This is a genomic window from Pseudanabaena sp. UWO311, from assembly GCF_006937785.1.
GTDB lineage: Bacteria > Cyanobacteriota > Cyanobacteriia > Pseudanabaenales > Pseudanabaenaceae > Pseudanabaena.
Genome location: NZ_SJEE01000018.1, coordinates 87,125 through 103,642 on the forward strand (window position 1 = coordinate 87,125; position 16,518 = coordinate 103,642).

17 protein-coding genes and 1 pseudogene are annotated in these 16,518 nt (G+C 41.7%); 9 read left to right on the top strand and 9 right to left on the bottom strand.

The features are described 5' to 3' along the window. Nucleotides 1-93: 93 nt before the first annotated feature. Nucleotides 94-1,056 (bottom strand): glutathione synthase, encoded by a 963-nt coding sequence (gshB, locus tag PseudUWO311_RS14790; RefSeq protein WP_142656020.1) that lies wholly within the window; start codon nucleotides 1,054-1,056, stop codon nucleotides 94-96. A 318-nt stretch (nucleotides 1,057-1,374) separates the two neighbouring features. Continuing rightward, nucleotides 1,375-1,680 carry a hypothetical protein gene (locus tag PseudUWO311_RS14795; protein WP_142656021.1) on the bottom strand — a complete coding sequence of 102 codons (306 nt, stop codon included), beginning with the start codon at nucleotides 1,678-1,680 and terminating at the stop codon, nucleotides 1,375-1,377. Between the two features lie 137 nt (nucleotides 1,681-1,817). On the opposite strand from PseudUWO311_RS14795, the gene PseudUWO311_RS14800 reads away from it, so the two are divergent. The 4 genes from PseudUWO311_RS14800 (at nucleotide 1,818) to PseudUWO311_RS14820 (ending at nucleotide 5,609) form a co-directional block, all read left to right on the top strand. Further along, nucleotides 1,818-2,378: an AAA family ATPase gene (locus PseudUWO311_RS14800; protein ID WP_142656022.1), complete on the top strand. Its 561-nt coding sequence runs from the start codon at nucleotides 1,818-1,820 to the stop codon at nucleotides 2,376-2,378. Nucleotides 2,379-2,659: 281 nt separating this feature from the next. Beyond that, nucleotides 2,660-3,259 (top strand): Uma2 family endonuclease, encoded by a 600-nt coding sequence (locus PseudUWO311_RS14805; protein WP_142656023.1) that lies wholly within the window; start codon nucleotides 2,660-2,662, stop codon nucleotides 3,257-3,259. Between the two features lie 572 nt (nucleotides 3,260-3,831). Continuing rightward, nucleotides 3,832-4,731, top strand: coding sequence for a hypothetical protein (locus PseudUWO311_RS14815; protein WP_142656024.1), 900 nt, complete (start codon nucleotides 3,832-3,834; stop codon nucleotides 4,729-4,731). Beyond that, on the top strand, nucleotides 4,731-5,609 hold the full coding sequence (locus tag PseudUWO311_RS14820; protein ID WP_142656025.1) for a nucleotidyl transferase AbiEii/AbiGii toxin family protein: 879 nt from the start codon (nucleotides 4,731-4,733) through the stop codon (nucleotides 5,607-5,609). Before PseudUWO311_RS14815 ends, PseudUWO311_RS14820 begins: the two co-directional genes overlap by 1 nt. Before the next feature lie 17 nt (nucleotides 5,610-5,626). Here PseudUWO311_RS14820 and lepB (PseudUWO311_RS14825) read toward each other — a convergent pair whose 3' ends face one another. The 3 genes from lepB (PseudUWO311_RS14825) to PseudUWO311_RS14835 all read right to left on the bottom strand — a co-directional run bounded on the left by lepB (PseudUWO311_RS14825) (nucleotide 5,627) and on the right by PseudUWO311_RS14835 (nucleotide 8,882). After that, entirely contained in the window at nucleotides 5,627-6,205 is a 579-nt protein-coding gene (gene lepB, locus PseudUWO311_RS14825) for a signal peptidase I (RefSeq protein ID WP_142656026.1), read from the bottom strand. A gap of 72 nt (nucleotides 6,206-6,277) precedes the next feature. Further along, on the bottom strand, nucleotides 6,278-6,982 hold the full coding sequence (gene lepB / locus PseudUWO311_RS14830) for a signal peptidase I (RefSeq protein WP_142656027.1): 705 nt from the start codon (nucleotides 6,980-6,982) through the stop codon (nucleotides 6,278-6,280). 70 nt (nucleotides 6,983-7,052) lie between these two features. Then, entirely contained in the window at nucleotides 7,053-8,882 is a 1,830-nt protein-coding gene (locus PseudUWO311_RS14835; RefSeq protein ID WP_142656028.1) for an aspartate kinase, read from the bottom strand. Between the two features lie 336 nt (nucleotides 8,883-9,218). Here PseudUWO311_RS14835 and gpmI point away from each other — a divergent pair, with 336 nt between their 5' ends. The 3 genes from gpmI (at nucleotide 9,219) to PseudUWO311_RS14850 (ending at nucleotide 12,647) form a co-directional block, all read left to right on the top strand. Continuing rightward, on the top strand, nucleotides 9,219-10,823 hold the full coding sequence (gene gpmI / locus PseudUWO311_RS14840; protein WP_142656029.1) for a 2,3-bisphosphoglycerate-independent phosphoglycerate mutase: 1,605 nt from the start codon (nucleotides 9,219-9,221) through the stop codon (nucleotides 10,821-10,823). A gap of 159 nt (nucleotides 10,824-10,982) precedes the next feature. Beyond that, nucleotides 10,983-11,816, top strand: coding sequence for a dienelactone hydrolase family protein (locus PseudUWO311_RS14845; RefSeq protein WP_142656030.1), 834 nt, complete (start codon nucleotides 10,983-10,985; stop codon nucleotides 11,814-11,816). Nucleotides 11,817-11,930: 114 nt separating this feature from the next. Next, nucleotides 11,931-12,647, top strand: a complete 717-nt coding sequence (locus tag PseudUWO311_RS14850) for an SDR family oxidoreductase (RefSeq protein ID WP_142656031.1) — start codon at nucleotides 11,931-11,933, stop codon at nucleotides 12,645-12,647. A 51-nt stretch (nucleotides 12,648-12,698) separates the two neighbouring features. Here PseudUWO311_RS14850 and PseudUWO311_RS14855 read toward each other — a convergent pair whose 3' ends face one another. From PseudUWO311_RS14855 to PseudUWO311_RS14865, 3 genes are all read right to left on the bottom strand, one after another. Continuing rightward, nucleotides 12,699-13,409: a phosphatase PAP2 family protein gene (locus tag PseudUWO311_RS14855; protein WP_142656032.1), complete on the bottom strand. Its 711-nt coding sequence runs from the start codon at nucleotides 13,407-13,409 to the stop codon at nucleotides 12,699-12,701. 120 nt (nucleotides 13,410-13,529) lie between these two features. Then, nucleotides 13,530-13,721 (bottom strand): hypothetical protein, encoded by a 192-nt coding sequence (locus tag PseudUWO311_RS14860; protein ID WP_142656033.1) that lies wholly within the window; start codon nucleotides 13,719-13,721, stop codon nucleotides 13,530-13,532. A 143-nt stretch (nucleotides 13,722-13,864) separates the two neighbouring features. Continuing rightward, nucleotides 13,865-14,746, bottom strand: coding sequence for an undecaprenyl-diphosphate phosphatase (locus PseudUWO311_RS14865; protein WP_142656034.1), 882 nt, complete (start codon nucleotides 14,744-14,746; stop codon nucleotides 13,865-13,867). A gap of 187 nt (nucleotides 14,747-14,933) precedes the next feature. Here PseudUWO311_RS14865 and PseudUWO311_RS14870 point away from each other — a divergent pair, with 187 nt between their 5' ends. Both PseudUWO311_RS14870 and PseudUWO311_RS14875 read left to right on the top strand, forming a co-directional pair. After that, nucleotides 14,934-15,311, top strand: coding sequence for a PepSY domain-containing protein (locus PseudUWO311_RS14870; RefSeq protein WP_223807588.1), 378 nt, complete (start codon nucleotides 14,934-14,936; stop codon nucleotides 15,309-15,311). 278 nt (nucleotides 15,312-15,589) lie between these two features. Next, nucleotides 15,590-15,802 (top strand): annotated as a pseudogene (locus PseudUWO311_RS14875) (hypothetical protein); the annotation flags it as partial. A 20-nt stretch (nucleotides 15,803-15,822) separates the two neighbouring features. On the opposite strand, the gene PseudUWO311_RS14880 reads toward PseudUWO311_RS14875, so the two are convergent. Further along, a partial coding sequence (locus tag PseudUWO311_RS14880; protein ID WP_142656035.1) for a transposase occupies nucleotides 15,823-16,518 on the bottom strand: 696 nt, incomplete at its 5' end.

Here is a 16,518-nt window from a genome sequence, read left to right on the forward strand (position 1 = left end):
TTTCTCAAAGAATTGCTATAGATGTTCTACATCAATTCTAACCTAATCCAAAAAGACAAATCGCCCGCTACGCGGGCGATTTGTCTTTTTGGATTATTTGAGGTTTGCTAGCCAATCCATCACCCGATCGCCTAAACATACACCATCAAGACGATCAATTTCGCGGACACCTGTGGGGCTAGTGACGTTGACTTCGGTGAGGTAGCCGCCGATGACATCAATACCAACAAACATTAAGCCATCACGCCTTAGAATTGGTGCGAGGTGGTTGCATATTTCCCGCTCGCGATCGGTAATATTGACCTGAACTGCACTGCCACCCGCTGCCATATTGCCGCGAAACTCTCCTGACTGGGGAACACGATTGACTGCACCAATTGGTTCGCCATCCAGCAAAATAATCCGCTTATCGCCCTTTTGTGCGTCGGGCAGATATTCCTGCACCATCACAGGAGTTTTGCCAATATTCGTACTGATTTCGATCATCGAATTCATATTGCGATCGCCTACTTCCAAAAACAAAATCCCCTCGCCACCTTTTCCGCCCAAAGGCTTCATGACTGCCTTGCCCTCAGTCGCCACAAATTCGCGAATTGTCCCTTTATCAGCAGTCACAATTGTTTTGGGAATTGCCTTGGTAAATTGCAGAGCATACATCTTCTCATTAGCAGCACGGATACCTTGAGGTGAGTTGAGAACTTTAGTTTTGCCAGTATCAACGTAATCAAGAATATAAGTTGCATAGAGATATTCCGTTGTTACAGGTGGATCGGGACGCATCCACACAAAATGCATATCTTCTAAAGGTTGAAATTTCCCTTCTGCGACCTCATACCAAGGACTTGGAACTTGCCATTTACCATCTACCAGTGGCACAGGATAGATCTTGGTGGATTGCAAAAAAGCCCATGCTTTGCCATCTTTGACACTGAGCGTATTCATATTTGTAATAAATACCTCATGCCCCTTGCGACAAGCTGCTTCCATCAGCGCTACGCTAGTGTCATGGGCAGGATCGAGTTTAGCGATCGGATCGATAATAAAGGCAAGTTTCATAGATTCAGTTGATTTTTAGAGCTTTTAACACTCAATCTATCAGTTTTCAAAATTTTTCTACTATTAGGACTTACGTAAATAACCCAAGAACTCAAGTTCTTGGCTAAAAGCTCAAGTCCACTGAAGTGGACTACAAAATAATATTAAGTAACCCGTTTCAACGGGTTTGAGCTTTTAGCCCGCACTTGAGTGCAGGGCTACTGTGTAAGACCTGTAATACCAAAGCCAGCAATTCTCAAGATTAAGACCTAAGGATCCTTAATTTATGTGTAGAGGCAATTCATGAATTGCCTCTACACATAAATTAAGGATTTCCCGTTATTCATCAATGGCAATTGTGGAAACTAATCGCAATAATTTGGGGATTTCATCTGTCTCAGGGGCAAATTCTAACTGAGTTTCGCGGGTGGGCAAATATCCTGACTCCGCAAAAGAGATTAACATTCTCTGCAATGCAATCCATACTTCCGATTCAAATTCCCAGTCATAGCGCGAGTTAGCTCGACCTGCGATCGATCGCAAAGCCCAAAAGTAGCTATTACGGACGATTGAGCCCTGTTTGTTATACTTTGGCACATCCTCTCGATGAATAAATAGAACTTCGTTATCGATCTTGACTCGCATTTTGACTCTTGCTAAATTTTGGTAATGATTTGGTCAGTTTTCACGCCAATAACTTATCAATGCTTTGCGCATAAAGTTTAAATTGTGATTTACACAATATATCAATCCCTAATCCTGTTGATACAATATTAAACTTTATGCAGAAAAACTTTCCGCACTGCGGCCAGAGGATCGCGATCGTAGGGACAACTGGTTCAGGAAAAACTACTCTAGCCCGACAGCTTTCTCAGAAGCTCAATATTCCTCATATCGAGTTAGATGCGTTACATTGGGAGCCAAATTGGACAGAAGCATCGGATCAGGTGTTTCATGCTCGTATATCAGAAGCGTTAATAGGCAATTGCTGGGTTGTCGATGGAAATTACAGCAAAGTGCGAGATGTTATTTGGAACCGAGCAGACACAGTTGTATTTCTGGATTATTCTTTCTGGCTAGTGATGGGCAGATTATTACGACGAACATTTGGGAGAGCTATAAACCAGACAGAATTATGGAATGGCAATCGCGAAAACATCCATAAATCATTTTTTAATCATGACTCTATTTTGATATGGATGCTCAAAACCTATCAAAAAAATCGGATAAAATATCCTGCTCTATTTCAGAAATCAGAGTATAAGCATTTATCAGTCATACATTTACAATCTACCAAAGCAACAGAAGCATGGTTATTAAGCTTATTGAATCAAACCCAATAATCACTAGTAAAAGGATTGATTTGCAATCTTTTTACTAACTCGCATTTGAGAAACAATGTAACGAGTTCTGTTGAAGCAAAGAAGGTCGTGTTTTAAACTTTTTGGATTGGGAAAATCCATGAAAATCGCAAAAATAAGCGGGCTATTTTTCCTAGCTTTCGAGTTTTAGTTATTTTCCAACAGGTGCAAAAAGTTACCACGCATTTCACGAGATTGGCGATCGCGCTACCTTAACTATTATTTGCTAAAATCAACATAACCAAGCTGTTAGCAGAAATATCATGCAAGCAACTGTAACTGAAGCAGAACAAGAACTTGAACCTCAAATTCATCTTTGGTCGATCGCAGATTATCACCAAATGATCGAGGCAGGAGTTTTAGACGAGGACGATCGCGTAGAGCTGTTGGAAGGGAAAATTATTTGCATGAGTCCGCAACGACCATTTCATGCTGCAAGTGTGCAACGTAGTAGTAGATTACTGTTCAAATTGCTAGGTGATCGCGCTGAAGTTCGCACACAGTTACCCGTGACGTTAGGAAATGATTCTGAGCCAGAGCCAGATATTGCTGTTGTCAGATTTGAGAATCATGAATATTCCTTTAGGCATCCTGAAGCACCTGATATTTATCTATTGATAGAAGTTGCTGATTGGACTATCTCCAAAGATCGTAAGCAAAAAGCGCGTATTTATGGCAAAAATCAAGTTTTAGAATATTGGATTCTCGATATACAAAAGCGACAAGTTTACGTTTTCCGCCAGCCAGAGGATGGAACCTATCGTGAAGAATTGACTTTGAGTAGCAATGATAGTCTTGCTATGCAAGCTTTTCCTGATGTTGCGATCGCTTTAGATGCATTGTTTCCTATTCAACAAAGCTAATTGCTATTTGTTTAAGCGATCGCTTTCGTTCAAATAAATTAGGATATGTTACATTTTGTGAGAGTGTTTTACAGAATCTGCGATCGCTCTGTATATGTCCTCTAAACGGAGGACTGAGAACTGAATTGTAATTTCTGCGGGGGTAGCGCTATTGTGGTATGCAGCAAGGATGCTATCGAATGTTACTCAACTTGAACCGATACGGATACCGCCAGCTTCATCCCAACGAAAAGATGGGGAGGTTACTTAAAATTTGGCTGGGGCGCTTATTGGTGACTTATTGCACCTGAGTTGAACTGTATTAAAACATTGTATCAACACAGCAATTCTCATTATGACTTTTAGTTTGTCTAGGCTTTCAAATTTTGGAAGAATGTATAAGCTTTTCAAGGATAGCTATTACAGATATTCCCAGTAAGCTGAGCTAAATCAAGGCAAAATTTCCATAATGAGAATTGCTATAGCCGCCCAGATCCTCTTGACAAAGCTACACTACAATGTTAGGATTACATCCTAAGGATGTAATCCTAACATTGTAGTGTAGCTTTCAGTTTTTTGAGTACCAGCTATTTATGAAAGTTGAGAAAGCCATCACATTATCACTTGGTAGTTTAGATAAGCCCGTCATCTCTAGATATCAGTTTGGATTAACTGTAAACAAAATATACCGAAGCAAGGTTTATGGTGGTGAAACTGTAAATCTCCACAAGGACTTTGCGGAAAAAGCAGACATTGCTGAACACTTAAATCTATTAATAGATCAAGGAGTTTTGTTTCCTCATAAGAATCTATCCAAAATTTTTACTCTTCTTGGTCGATCTGATGGCGATCCTGAGGATATAGCCTGTGCAGTTGACCCTTTTTGCTATATCTCTCATCTAAGTGCCATGTCGTATCATGGTTTAACAGATCGAATACCAAAAAAACTATTTATATCTTCCCCTCCGACTGATACTTGGCGATCTTTAGCAAAAGAGAAAATGCAGAAAGATCTGGGCGATGATTTTGAAAATTATTGTGAGCATGGGTTGCCAAAACTAGTTAGACCGAACATGAATAAGATCGAGAAGACAGATCTTCATTGTCTGAGTTCTAAGCATTTGGGAGCATATAAGAATGTTAGGGGGAGACCTCTTAGAGTTTCGACTATAGGAAGAACATTCCTTGATATGTTAAGAAATCCTGAACTATGTGGGGGTATCAATCATATATTAGATGTATTTGATGAATATGGAGAGAAATATCTCAGGTTGATAACTGACGATATTGATAAAAATGGAGAGCCTATCGATAAGGTTAGGGCAGGCTATATTTTGAATGAGCGTTTAGGTATTAATAATGAGGTTATTAATGGTTGGTCTTCATTTGCTCAAAGGGGTGGATCGAGAAAGCTTGATTCAAGCTCAGAATACTTTCCAAAATGGTCAGATAAATGGAAAATTTCTTTGAATATTTTCAGGAATAGTGATTGATGAGTAAAATCGAGGAATATGACATCAAAGAATGGGTTGAAGAAGCATCAACTACAAGTAATAAGGCGTTTCGTCAGGCTGTACATACTATCTTGTCGGCAATTGCTTCAGATAGTAACTTAAAAGCAAACATGATTTTGAAAGGAGGCATTTTATTAGCGATCAGATATAAAAGTCATCGCTTTACAACAGATATCGACTTTTCTACTGAGAAACCACGCGGTGGAGAGATTACTGAAGATGGCGTTCGTGAATCCTTGAATAGTAGCCTAGCCCAGATGGTTGAGGAATTAGATTATGGTTTAGATTGTCGTGTACAAAGTAGTAAGTTACAGCCAAAAGACCCTAAAGCTACATATCCATCAATTAAGATGACAGTAGGATATGCATATAAAGGAACATCTCAGCATAAGCGATTATTATCTTTGAAATCACTGAATATCGTATCAATTGATTATAGTTTGAATGAAGCAACTCCTAATATTGAGGATTTAAAGCTAAATTTTAAAGAAGGCATTTTGACTTATTCATTAACAGACTTAATAGCCGAAAAATATCGCTCATTATTACAGCAAGTTTCTAGAAATAGAAGTCGTAGACAAGATGTTTATGACTTAAACTTACTAATCGAAAGATTAGGAGATATTGACAGTTTTGAAAGAAGCAAAATCTTGGATTCCTTAATTATTAAATCGAAAGCAAGAGAGATCGCGCCAGATATAAATTCATTTGAAGACCCAGAGTTAAAATCCAGAGCTCAAAAAGACTATCACACACTTGAAGACGAGATAGAGGGTGAACTTCCAGACTTTGATGAGTTGTTTCAAAAAGTCGCTGATTTTTATAGATCATTGCCATGGTCTAAATTAGTGGATTAGAAGGGGGTTTTTAGGTGTTATTTACTTGTTGTAATTGCGCCTAAGCGATCGCCAAAAGGAAAAAATCTAATAGTTGCTTTGCCAATCACATTTTCCTTGGGCAGAAATCCCCAAATGTGCGAATCATTGCTGTGATTGCGATTGTCGCCCATCATCCAATAATGACCTTTGGGAACAGTGACAGGACGCATCATATATTTGGGTGCTTCCGCAATATATGGCTCGTTGAGAGGTTCATCATTGCGATAGACTTTGCCACCACGTACAGCAATGCGATCGCCTTCGATGCCAATCAAGCGCTTGATATAGGCTTTAGTATTGTCTTCAATCGCAGGAGACTTAGGCGGATAGAAAATCAAAATATCGCCACGTTGAGGTTCTTGCCATTGCTGTGAGATCTTATCTACTAAAATGCGATCGCCTACTTGTAAAGTTGGCTCCATCGAGCCAGAGGGAATGAAGCGTGGCTCGACAATAAAAGTGCGGAGAAATAAGGCGATCGCAAGGGCAATGACAAAAATCCGAATGGTTTCGCCATGTTGTTGCCACCAAGGCTTAATGGGAGCTTGCGGATCTAACTTAATTTCTGTGGACATGTATCAATTTCTGTGAGGGGACAAATCTTTCTCCCCCTCTCCCAAAGGAAGAAGGAGATGGAGGGTGAGGGTCTAATATTTAGGAACGTTTAAATTACCAGCACGATTGTCAAATGGCCAGTAACGAAACATCGCTCGACCAACTAGATTCTCTTCGGGCATAAATCCCCATGCATGGGAATCCAAACTGTTATTGCGATTATCGCCCATCACCCAATATTTTCCATTTGGCACAGTGAAATATGGATGTTCTTTGCCAGACTGGACATTATCTGGACGAAAGCAGTTGGGACAGAGAGCATCGTCTTGAGTTGGCAAAGTGTAGTTTGGCGGTGCAGCAATGTAAGGCTCATTGAGAGGCGCATCATTGATAAAGACTTTGCCATCATGAATACTGATGCGATCGCCTGGCACACCAATCACTCGTTTGATATATACCTTAGAAGCATCAGGGACAATAGGATTAATCGGTGGATTAAATACGATAATTTCACCGCGCTCAGGTTTGCGCCAACGGATTGAAAGCTTATCAATAATTAGGCGATCGTCAATTAATAAAGTTGGCTCCATCGAGCTTGAAGGAATATAACGTGGCTCGGCAACAAATACCCGCACCCCAACTGCCAACAAAATTGCCACTGTGACAGTAGGTAGATTATCAAGTAAGAAATTTTTGACTGGATGTTCTTGTTTCGGAACAGGCGGTACTTGCTTAGGATCGGTAGGAGGATTGACTGGTGAATCATCAGAGCGATCGCTAGAATTATCAGATGACATATAAATGCTCGCGGAATATGTACTTATCTTAAAGCCTGTTTAGCAAGTGTGACGTGAAGAGCCACGCTTGCTACTTTTTCAAGGCACTGGGAACTTCAATTGCATGATCGCCAGACAGGTTAAACTCTTGATGAATAACTTTCAGTGCTTGTTCCGCTTGATGATCACGAACCACACAGCTAACCTTAATCTCGGATGTGGCGATCATCTCAATATTAATGTTTGCATCCGCAAGAGCGCTAAACATGCGGGCGGCAATTCCCGACTGATGGATCATATTTGCACCGACAATACTGACTTTGCTAATGTCACCATCGCAGGAAACTTCACCATAGCCGAGAACTTTAGCATATTCTTTCAGTGCTGTTTCTGCTTTAGCAAGATCGGCGATCGCTACAGTAAAAGCAATCTCATTAACATCGCGATCAGACTGTGACTGCACAATCATATCCAAGCTAATGTTTTGTTCAACAAGTTGCTCAAGGATTTTCGCTGCCATGCCTGGGCGGTCGGGTACTTGCTGTACTGCAATTCTGGCACGATTACGATCTAAAGCTACCCCACGCACAGGAGAAATATCTGAGCTATTTTCAGAAGTAATTTCACAGGCTTGATGCGATCGCACTGGTACATTAAAGGCTGTTTGGATCGCCGCGATCGCACTTTCCCCATCGGTTGCCGCAATCACACAACTAATTTTTATTTCAGAAGTGGAAATCATTTGAATATTGATACCCGCTTCAGCGAGAGATGTGAACATTTGGGCAGCAACCCCAGGTCGTCCGATCATGCCCACTCCGATAATGCTGATTTTGGCAACATTGGAATCGACGGTAACTAAACTTGCCCCGATTTCCAGACCACGGGTGACCACTTCCGCCAACAGCAATTGATTTTGAGGAATCGTAAAAGCAATGTCATTTACCCCTTCGGTTTCTTGCACCGCTTGAATAATCAAGTCAACGTTGATTCCTTGAGCGGCTAAAGATTTAAAAAGTTGCGAAGCGATTCCTGGGCGATCGGGAATTTGCAAGAGCGCAATTTTGACCTGATCGTAATCAATGGAGACCGTCTCGACAAACCGATTCACTTCTAAGGATTTGAGATTGCCCGTACCGATGCGTGGCGAAGTGATCACTGTACCTGCATCATCGAGCCAACTCGATCGCACACACATTTTTACGCCAAAATTACGGGCGATTTCTACTGATCGCGGATGCAAAACCTTTGCGCCTAGACTAGCTAGCTCCAGCATTTCATCGCAAGTAATTTCTGTTAACATCTGCGCCTTGGGCACAATGCGCGGGTCAGTCGTCAAAATCCCTGGAACATCAGTATATATTTCGCAAATGTCAGCTTCGATCGCCGCCGCGATCGCAACCGCTGAGGTGTCTGAGCCGCCGCGTCCGAGGGTCGTAATTTCAGTACTAGGCAAGCCCGTTGCTGGATCAATTGCTACGCCTTGAAACCCTGCAATCACCACAACTTTGCCGAGAGCAAGCGCGGCTTTGATTTGATCTGGTTCCACATATAAAATTCTGGCGCGGGTATGGTTCGGCTCGGTGACTACCCTCACTTGCGAGCCATTCATGGCGATCGCAGGTTGACCGACCTCCTGAAGTGCCATGCTTAACAAAGCGATCGTCACCTGTTCGCCTGTAGCTAAGAGCAGATCCATCTCACGCTCTTTCGCAGCAATTTCGATGAGGGTTGGGGTGTGATTAGTTGACACAGATTGCGCAAGGGCAATTAGACCATCGGTGGTTTTGCCCATTGCCGAAACTATGACCACAACTTGATTGCCTGCATCAACTGTCCGCTTAATGCGATCGCGGACTGCTTTAATGCGATCGGCATCGGCTACGGAGGAGCCACCATATTTCTGAACTATTAGCGCCATTCGTGAGGGAAATTTTTGAACCGATGAAAGAATTTATTGTGATGTTTTACTAACTAACCTAAGTCACAGCAAAGCACTACAGAGTAATCATCATACATTCCTTAGCGATCGGCAAAATAAATGAGCAATTTTGGGGTTAGCAGTGCCGTGCGCACTGCTAACCCCAAAATTGGTTTTGAAATAAAGCACGGCAATTTTGGGAATAATTAAAAGTTTTTTACGATACATTGCGATCGCGCAAATTGCCAAGTATTGTTAAGATAATCCGTAAATTTGCTCCAATGGTATGATTGCCTAGTGAGGAGTGAACATGTACTTAACAAGGAACTGTCTTTTATGCAAACGGGGTCTGTTTCTCCACTGGTTCTGATCATCTTAGACGGCTGGGGACATAGGGAAGAAACCGAGGGCAATGCGATCGCCGCAGCAAATACTCCCGTCATGGATAGTCTGTGGAGTACCTACCCAAAAACTCTCCTCCAAGCCTCTGGCAAAGATGTTGGCTTACCAAAAGGTCAAATGGGCAACTCCGAAGTTGGACATTTAAACATTGGCGCTGGTCGAGTTGTGCCTCAGGAATTAGTGAGAATTTCTGATGCTGTCGATGATGGCTCGTTGTTGTCAAATTCTGTACTAGTCCAAGTTTGTGAAAAGGTCAGGGCTAACCATAGCAAATTGCATCTTATCGGGCTTTGCTCTGATGGCGGCGTGCATTCACATATCGATCATCTATTGGGATTACTAGATTTAGCCAAATCTCAACAAATTGACGATGTCTGTATTCATGTGATTACTGATGGACGAGACACTTTGCCCCATTCAGGGATCAACTTTATAAAGCTTTTACAAGCACATATTAAAAAAATTGGTGTCGGACGCATTGTCACGATCAGTGGACGTTATTTTGTGATGGATCGCGACAAGCGTTGGGATCGCGTTCAAAAAGCCTATGAAGTCCTGACTAATGATCGCATCACCACTGAGCTAACTGAACCAACGGATTTGTTGGAATCTGCCTACAAAGAAAAAGTTACTGACGAATTTTTGCCCCCAACTCGAATTGCACAAGGTGCGATCGCTTCTGGGGACGGTGTAATATGCTTTAATTTCCGTCCAGATCGCTCTCGTGAGATTACCCAAGCTATTGTTGCGAAAAACTTTGCAGGTTTTGAACGCGATTATATCGAGGATATCGCCTATGCCACATTTACGCAGTACGATAGCGCTCTACCTGTTCCTGTTGCCTTTTTACCCCAAAACTTAACGAATTTGCTGGGGCCAGTCGTGGCAAAGCATGGACTAAAACAATTACGCCTAGCCGAAACTGAGAAATATGCCCATGTCACCTATTTCTTTGATGGTGGTTTGGAAGAAGCCAGTGAAGGTGATGATCGCGTTTTGGTCAATAGTCCAAGGGTCTCTACCTACGACCAAGAACCTGCCATGTCTGCGGCTGAGGTGACACGCATCGCCTCAGAGGCGATCGCTAAACGCATTTATTCGCTGATCGTAATTAACTACGCTAACCCAGACATGGTTGGGCACACTGGCAACTTTGAAGCTACGGTCAAGGCTCTTGAACATGTAGATAAATGTTTGGGCAAACTATTAGCGAGTATCGCTAATGCAGGAGGTACGGCTTTGATCACCGCCGATCATGGCAATGCTGAATATATGTGGGATGAGCATGGCAATCCTTGGACTGCCCACTCTAGCAATCCTGTACCATTTATTTTGATAGAGGGTGAAGGATGCAAGATCTATGGTCATGGTGCTGATGTCAAGCTCAAGCCTTCAGGTGGTCGTCTAGCGGATATCGCACCTACGATTTTAGAAATTTTGCAAGTCCCAAAACCAGAAGAAATGACAGGCATTTCTTTGCTGGAAACTGCAATTTATGAGCTACAGAGCGTCAAAACTCCAGTCAAAATTGGTAAATAGATCAATGGTCTGAATCGCGGATTAGACGGATTTATTAATGACAAGGATTGTTTAAAAAAGGAAAGATGGCGCTTGCGCCATCTTTCCTTTTTAGGTTGCAGAATATAGATAGCGTTAGAGAAAACTTATCGCCATCTATAATTCTGAAGGTTAACTTAAATGCCAAAACTAACCAGACGCAAGTTCATTGCGATTAGTAGTCTAACGGCTGGCTTTGCGATCGCTGTACAGCCAATTTCTGCCAAAACAATTACTACCGATCTCAAGGGGATCATCGCAGGTGAAGTCAAAATCCCTGTCAAAGACGGCATAATTCCCGCCTATCGGGCTAGACCGACTTTTGGCAAAGATTTCCCTGTCATCTTAGTTGTCCAAGAGATTTTTGGAGTTCATGCTTATATTCAAGATGTTTGTCGTCGCTTAGCCAAATTAGGTTATTTAGCGATCGCCCCTGAAATGTTTTATCGACAGGGCGATGTGTCAAAACTAACGGATATTGCTGAGATTCGGAAAGTGGTTAGTAAAGTACCTGATGCACAGGTAATGTCTGACCTTGATGCAACTGTGGCATGGGCGATGAAATCTGCGAAGGGAGATCCAAACAAACTGGGAATTACTGGTTTTTGTTGGGGTGGACGAATTACTTGGCTTTATGCTGCTCATAACCCTAAAGTCAAGGCTGGTGTCGCATGGTATGGCAGACTTGTGGGCGAATCAACCGCACTCACGCCCAAACATCCAGTTGACATCTCCAAGAGCTTACAAGTACCAATATTAGGACTCTATGGTGGCAAAGATACGGGTATTCCTTTAGATACGGTTGAGCAAATGCGCGATCGCCTCAAAGGTTGCAGTACCAAATCCGAAATTGTTATTTATCCTGACGCACCTCACGCTTTTCACGCCGATTATCGTCCTTCCTATAGACAGACCGAGGCCGAGGATGGCTGGAAGCGTTTACAGGCTTGGTTTCAGGAAAATGGAGTTGCCTAACCAAAAACTGAAATAGAGCTTTGCAAGAAAAAAGAGCGCGTTGCGCTCTTTTTTCTTGCAAAGCTCTATCATGTAAAGGAGTGTAAAGTATTGTAAACAAATCGTATTTTTAAGATGCAAAGTAAAGTTGTTGTCGTTGTCGGTGCAACAGGCGGAATTGGTGCGGCACTTGTACCAAAACTAGCTGAAGCAGGAGCGAAGTTAGTTCTTGTAGCTAGAGATGTTGATAAGTTAGAAGAGCTAGTCAACAATCTGGAAGATGACTATGATAGCGAGGCGATCGCTATTCCCACAGACATCACTAAATATGAGCAAGTCGAAGCGATGGTGCAGAAGGCGATCGCCCAGTTTGGACAGATTGATGTCTTAGTGAATGCCGCAGGTGCGGGTGTGATGAAGCAATTCCTTCGCATTGAACCGCAAGAACTTGACCAGATGCTGGATCTCAATCTCAAGGGGAATTTCTATACCAGTCAAGTGGTTGCTAATGTAATGAAGGATCGCAAGATTGGTCATATCTGTAATGTAATTGGCATTCTTGGCAAACATCCCATGGCTATGGCATCAGCTTATTGTGCTTCAAAATTTGGGGCGATCGGATTTAGCAAATGTATGGCAGATGAACTTCGCCGTTTAGGTATTAAGGTGACTCTATTTTATTTTGGGGGAATTGATTCGCCATTCTGGGATAACGTTAGCCTGAAGGTCGATCGCAGCAAAATGTTAACGACTGAAACAGCGGCAAATGCAATCATGTTTGCGCTCTCCGCCGATCCACAAGCCGTACCGATGGAAATCAATATTCAACCCGAAAGCCATTTATTCTTTTAATTTATTTCCAAGTAGAGGTGTGCTTTGTGCAGCACCTCTACTTGATTTAGTTTAGTCATTATGACGATCGCTATAAATTCCAGCATTGTTTATCAAACTACGATTTAGGAGAAAGATACAAGTAACTAACCACAAAAATCCAACCAAGTAACCTGCAATTACATCAGTCAACCAGTGAACCCCCAAATATAGGCGACTTACTCCAATCAACAAAATTAATCCTGTCATTACGACATAAATTAGTCGAGAAGATCGAGGGAACTCTTTTGCTAGTAAATATGCTAAAAATCCATACACTACTGTTCCTCCAAGGGCATGACCACTTGGGAAACTAGAAGATGTTTCTACAATTATTTGATGCCATAGTTGGGGTCGTGGTTTAGCAAAAAAGAGTTTCAACCCAACATTAAGAGCTAGCCCTCCGACACAGGCGATCGCAAATACTTTTATTTGTGAATGATTGCGCTTTCTCCAAAGCCAGAATGTAGTGCCAAAGAAGATTGCAGCCACCATTGGTGGATCTGCTAAACCTGTAATATTGAGCATTATTGAATCTAAAATTGGGGTTGATGATTGATGAATCCAAAGTAAAATATTAGTGTCAAAGCTAAAGGCTTCTTTCTCCCAGACCTCTTGACACAACCACCCCAAGACCATTAATAGTGCAAGACAACCAACAAAACTAACTACACCAATACTAGAGCCGCGAAAACTGCTCCAAGAGTTTAAGCGATTAATCCATACCTTAACTAATTGCTGCATAGAAAATATTTAGACTGATTATTTGATAAGTAAAAATGACTGGAAAGTAATATTTCCCAAAATCTATAATTCAGAGAAATGCTGTAAATTTCGTTTCCCTTAGCACAAATTAGGAACTTTTTATAAAGATTGATCAAAACTAACGCTGACTACTTCGGGAAATCGAAACACATCTATAAAAAATTGCTTGGCATTTGCTTCCTTCTCAAAGAGAAACGATTGATATAAGCCATGTTTACTCGCTTGGCTCTTATAGCAGTTGCCCATTAGAGTCTCTGCTAGTTGATCAATTTCAGTGTTTGATGTTTCCATATGTACTGAAATATTTCTACGCACTAACCTGTTTCGACTGCACATAGTTAAATTCACCCGTTTTAATAAGATCTTTTTACAAGAAATCCTGATTCTCCGATAGACTGCAAGACATTGATTGGCTCATGAGTTTCATATACATCTCAGCGAAGAAAACCCATTGCTGAACCAATCAATAAAAATAATCCCATTACTAGGCGATACCAAACAAAGAACCAAGTACTTCGCTTCTCTAAATATCGTAGCAGTCCAAAAATCGCTACAAATGCGGAAATACTAGCAGAGGTCAAACCTGCACCAAGAATTAACCAACCATTTAGATCTAACCCAGCTTTGGTTAGAGAATGTAACTCTACGGCTCCTGCCAGAATAATTGCAGGTAATCCCAACAGGAATGAGAATCGAGCCGCAGTTTCTCTTTCCATATTCAGAAATAATCCTGCCGTTAAAGTAGAACCAGAACGAGATACCCCAGGGATTAAGGCAAAAGCTTGAGCAATTCCTACCCATAGTCCATCTAAAAGTGTGAGTTTCTCAAAAGTCCTTTCTCTTTTACCTCGCAACTCAGCGATCGCCAGCAATAAAGACATACCAATAGATGCAACACCAATGACAGCAAGGCTACGCAAAGGAGAATTAGGAGCGTTTAAGGTCTTTTTTAGTAAGATTCCTGCAATCCCAATGGGAATAGTGCCAATTAGTAATCCTAATGTTAGGCGAAAAAATTTAGATTGATAATCTTGATGAGCGATCGCTCTTATCGAACTACCAACTAAGCTTTTAATATCTTGCCAAAAATAAGCTAAAACTGCACCTAAACTAGCAAGCTGCATAGCTGCGGAAAATACGGAACCAGGGTCTTGCCATCCGAGTAAACTGGGGACAATGCGGAGGTGAGCAGTGCTACTAATGGGTAATAGTTCGGTAATTCCTTGGACAATTCCCAAGAAAATTACTTTAAGATAACCTAATTGCACGAATCCAAGGTCTACAGTCTCAGAAGAAGCGATCGCAATTAAAAACATAATCGAGTATTTGATGATCAGAGAACACTATAAACACAAACAATCAAGAACTTAGAAAGAATTCCTACGTTTATTAATTTATAGCGATCGCTGGTCGCCAAGCTTAGTAAATACACAACCTTTCCAACTTCTTGATTATTGATCTCTATAGTTGGAAACGTAAATCAATAAATCAAGGTTACTTGTGATGAAAACTTCGACAAAAGCGTTTCTAGCTGCGACACTAGTCGGATTAGTCGGTGTTGGTGGTTTGGCAAAAGCTGCTCGTGCTATCCCCATGCAAGCATCTCAACCATCAGCTATTGAAGTTGCTGATCGCGAAACTGGTGAAGCCAAAGACGATCAAATGGATGCAAATCAGTCTGCCAAACTCAGCGCTTTGGCAAAAATCACGCCTCAGCAAGCGCAACAAGCCGCAGAAGCTACTGTTGCTGGCAAGGCAAATTCTGTGAAGTTGGAGAATGAAAATGGTAGTCTTGTCTATTCTGTCGTGATCGCTCAGAAGGAAGTTAAAGTCGATGCTGGTAACGGTCGTGTCCTGTATACCGACAGTCTGAACAATTAGGGAAGTGAAAATAATCACGTTCGCAGTAGCATTCAAGTTTCTGAAACTGGAATGGGCGATGGTGATGGCGAAACCAATGATGATATGGCTAAGTAGCAAGTTAGGTTGACACTCTACAAATCTAGTCCAGATTGTTGAATGTCACAATAATTTGAAACAGTTAGATTGTTAATTAATGTTCTCCCAAATCTGATGGAGGAGCATTAATTAATTTTTATGGATAACAAATTGGAAGCCAAAGGAAAATTTTTACTTTCCCATTATTAAATATTATGATTATGCAAAAAGTGTTAAATAGAGTTCCAGAGGTTACAGTTGCTTTCTGGATTATTAAGATTTTGGCGACTACGGTAGGAGAAACTGCGGCAGACTATTTAAAGGCAGAACTGAAGTTTGGCTTAGTCAATACATCCTACATTATGAGTGGTCTATTGCTGATGTTGCTTTGGAATCAGTTTCGGCTTAAACGCTATGTACCAGTGAGTTATTGGGCTGATTGACTGACAAAAGACTAGGAAGCCCAGTCGAGAGTAGAAGCATAGAATGAAATACGGAACAATTTCTGAAGATATTTTCGACGAGAAGCGATAGCAGGGTCAGAGTCAAGATAAGAAGTAAAAGAGTAGGAAGGCAAGAAAGCCCAGTTTTTCGTGATCGCGGAGTGAATCCAGTTCCAGCCAATCTTGAGATAACTAAGCCCACGAAACCAATGAGGATCAACCAAACGACGATAGCCAGAATCGGCAACAGCTAATCCTTGAGCAGTTAAGAATAAAGTGGTCAACGCAAGCACCAAACAGAGTCGAGAAATGGCAGGAGCCGAGCGTAAGCGGGAAGATTCCAAATCAAAGCCATTAGATTTATCATCCAAGAAATTCTCCTCAATATCGAATCTAAGCCCATACTCGCGAAAAGTTTGGACTGTAGTGGGTTCAGTACTGAGAATATACCAATACTCTTGACTGGTAGATTCCCAAGCAGCCGCGATATGCACATCAGTAAGGGACTTGGACTTAGTTTTGTGGACTTTAACATTGTGAATCAACTTGGCTTCGCCGAGACCGAGGTGCAATTGGTTGACAGTCTGCCAACCATTCTTGGGATGGTGTATCCAGAAATTACCCTTAATCCGTATCCGACATTGCCATTTTAATTCCCGCACATAGCGTACTAATTCTGGATTGGCAAATCCTCGGTCGGCTAATAA

Excerpts from the sequence above, each read along its gene's own strand:
- PseudUWO311_RS14820 (WP_142656025.1), top strand. The coding sequence starts at position 4,731 with ATGAGTAAAATCGAGGAATATGACATCAAAGAATGGGTTGAAGAAGCA.
- gpmI (WP_142656029.1), top strand. The coding sequence starts at position 9,219 with ATGCAAACGGGGTCTGTTTCTCCACTGGTTCTGATCATCTTAGACGGC.
- PseudUWO311_RS14795 (WP_142656021.1), bottom strand. The coding sequence starts at position 1,680 with ATGCGAGTCAAGATCGATAACGAAGTTCTATTTATTCATCGAGAGGAT.
- PseudUWO311_RS14860 (WP_142656033.1), bottom strand. The coding sequence starts at position 13,721 with ATGGAAACATCAAACACTGAAATTGATCAACTAGCAGAGACTCTAATG.
- PseudUWO311_RS14845 (WP_142656030.1), top strand. The coding sequence starts at position 10,983 with ATGCCAAAACTAACCAGACGCAAGTTCATTGCGATTAGTAGTCTAACG.
- PseudUWO311_RS14850 (WP_142656031.1), top strand. The coding sequence starts at position 11,931 with ATGCAAAGTAAAGTTGTTGTCGTTGTCGGTGCAACAGGCGGAATTGGT.
- PseudUWO311_RS14805 (WP_142656023.1), top strand. The coding sequence starts at position 2,660 with ATGCAAGCAACTGTAACTGAAGCAGAACAAGAACTTGAACCTCAAATT.
- PseudUWO311_RS14855 (WP_142656032.1), bottom strand. The coding sequence starts at position 13,409 with ATGCAGCAATTAGTTAAGGTATGGATTAATCGCTTAAACTCTTGGAGC.
- PseudUWO311_RS14835 (WP_142656028.1), bottom strand. The coding sequence starts at position 8,882 with ATGGCGCTAATAGTTCAGAAATATGGTGGCTCCTCCGTAGCCGATGCC.
- PseudUWO311_RS14815 (WP_142656024.1), top strand. The coding sequence starts at position 3,832 with ATGAAAGTTGAGAAAGCCATCACATTATCACTTGGTAGTTTAGATAAG.
- PseudUWO311_RS14865 (WP_142656034.1), bottom strand. The coding sequence starts at position 14,746 with ATGTTTTTAATTGCGATCGCTTCTTCTGAGACTGTAGACCTTGGATTC.
- PseudUWO311_RS14870 (WP_223807588.1), top strand. The coding sequence starts at position 14,934 with ATGAAAACTTCGACAAAAGCGTTTCTAGCTGCGACACTAGTCGGATTA.
- lepB (WP_142656027.1), bottom strand. The coding sequence starts at position 6,982 with ATGTCATCTGATAATTCTAGCGATCGCTCTGATGATTCACCAGTCAAT.
- lepB (WP_142656026.1), bottom strand. The coding sequence starts at position 6,205 with ATGTCCACAGAAATTAAGTTAGATCCGCAAGCTCCCATTAAGCCTTGG.
- PseudUWO311_RS14800 (WP_142656022.1), top strand. The coding sequence starts at position 1,818 with ATGCAGAAAAACTTTCCGCACTGCGGCCAGAGGATCGCGATCGTAGGG.
- gshB (WP_142656020.1), bottom strand. The coding sequence starts at position 1,056 with ATGAAACTTGCCTTTATTATCGATCCGATCGCTAAACTCGATCCTGCC.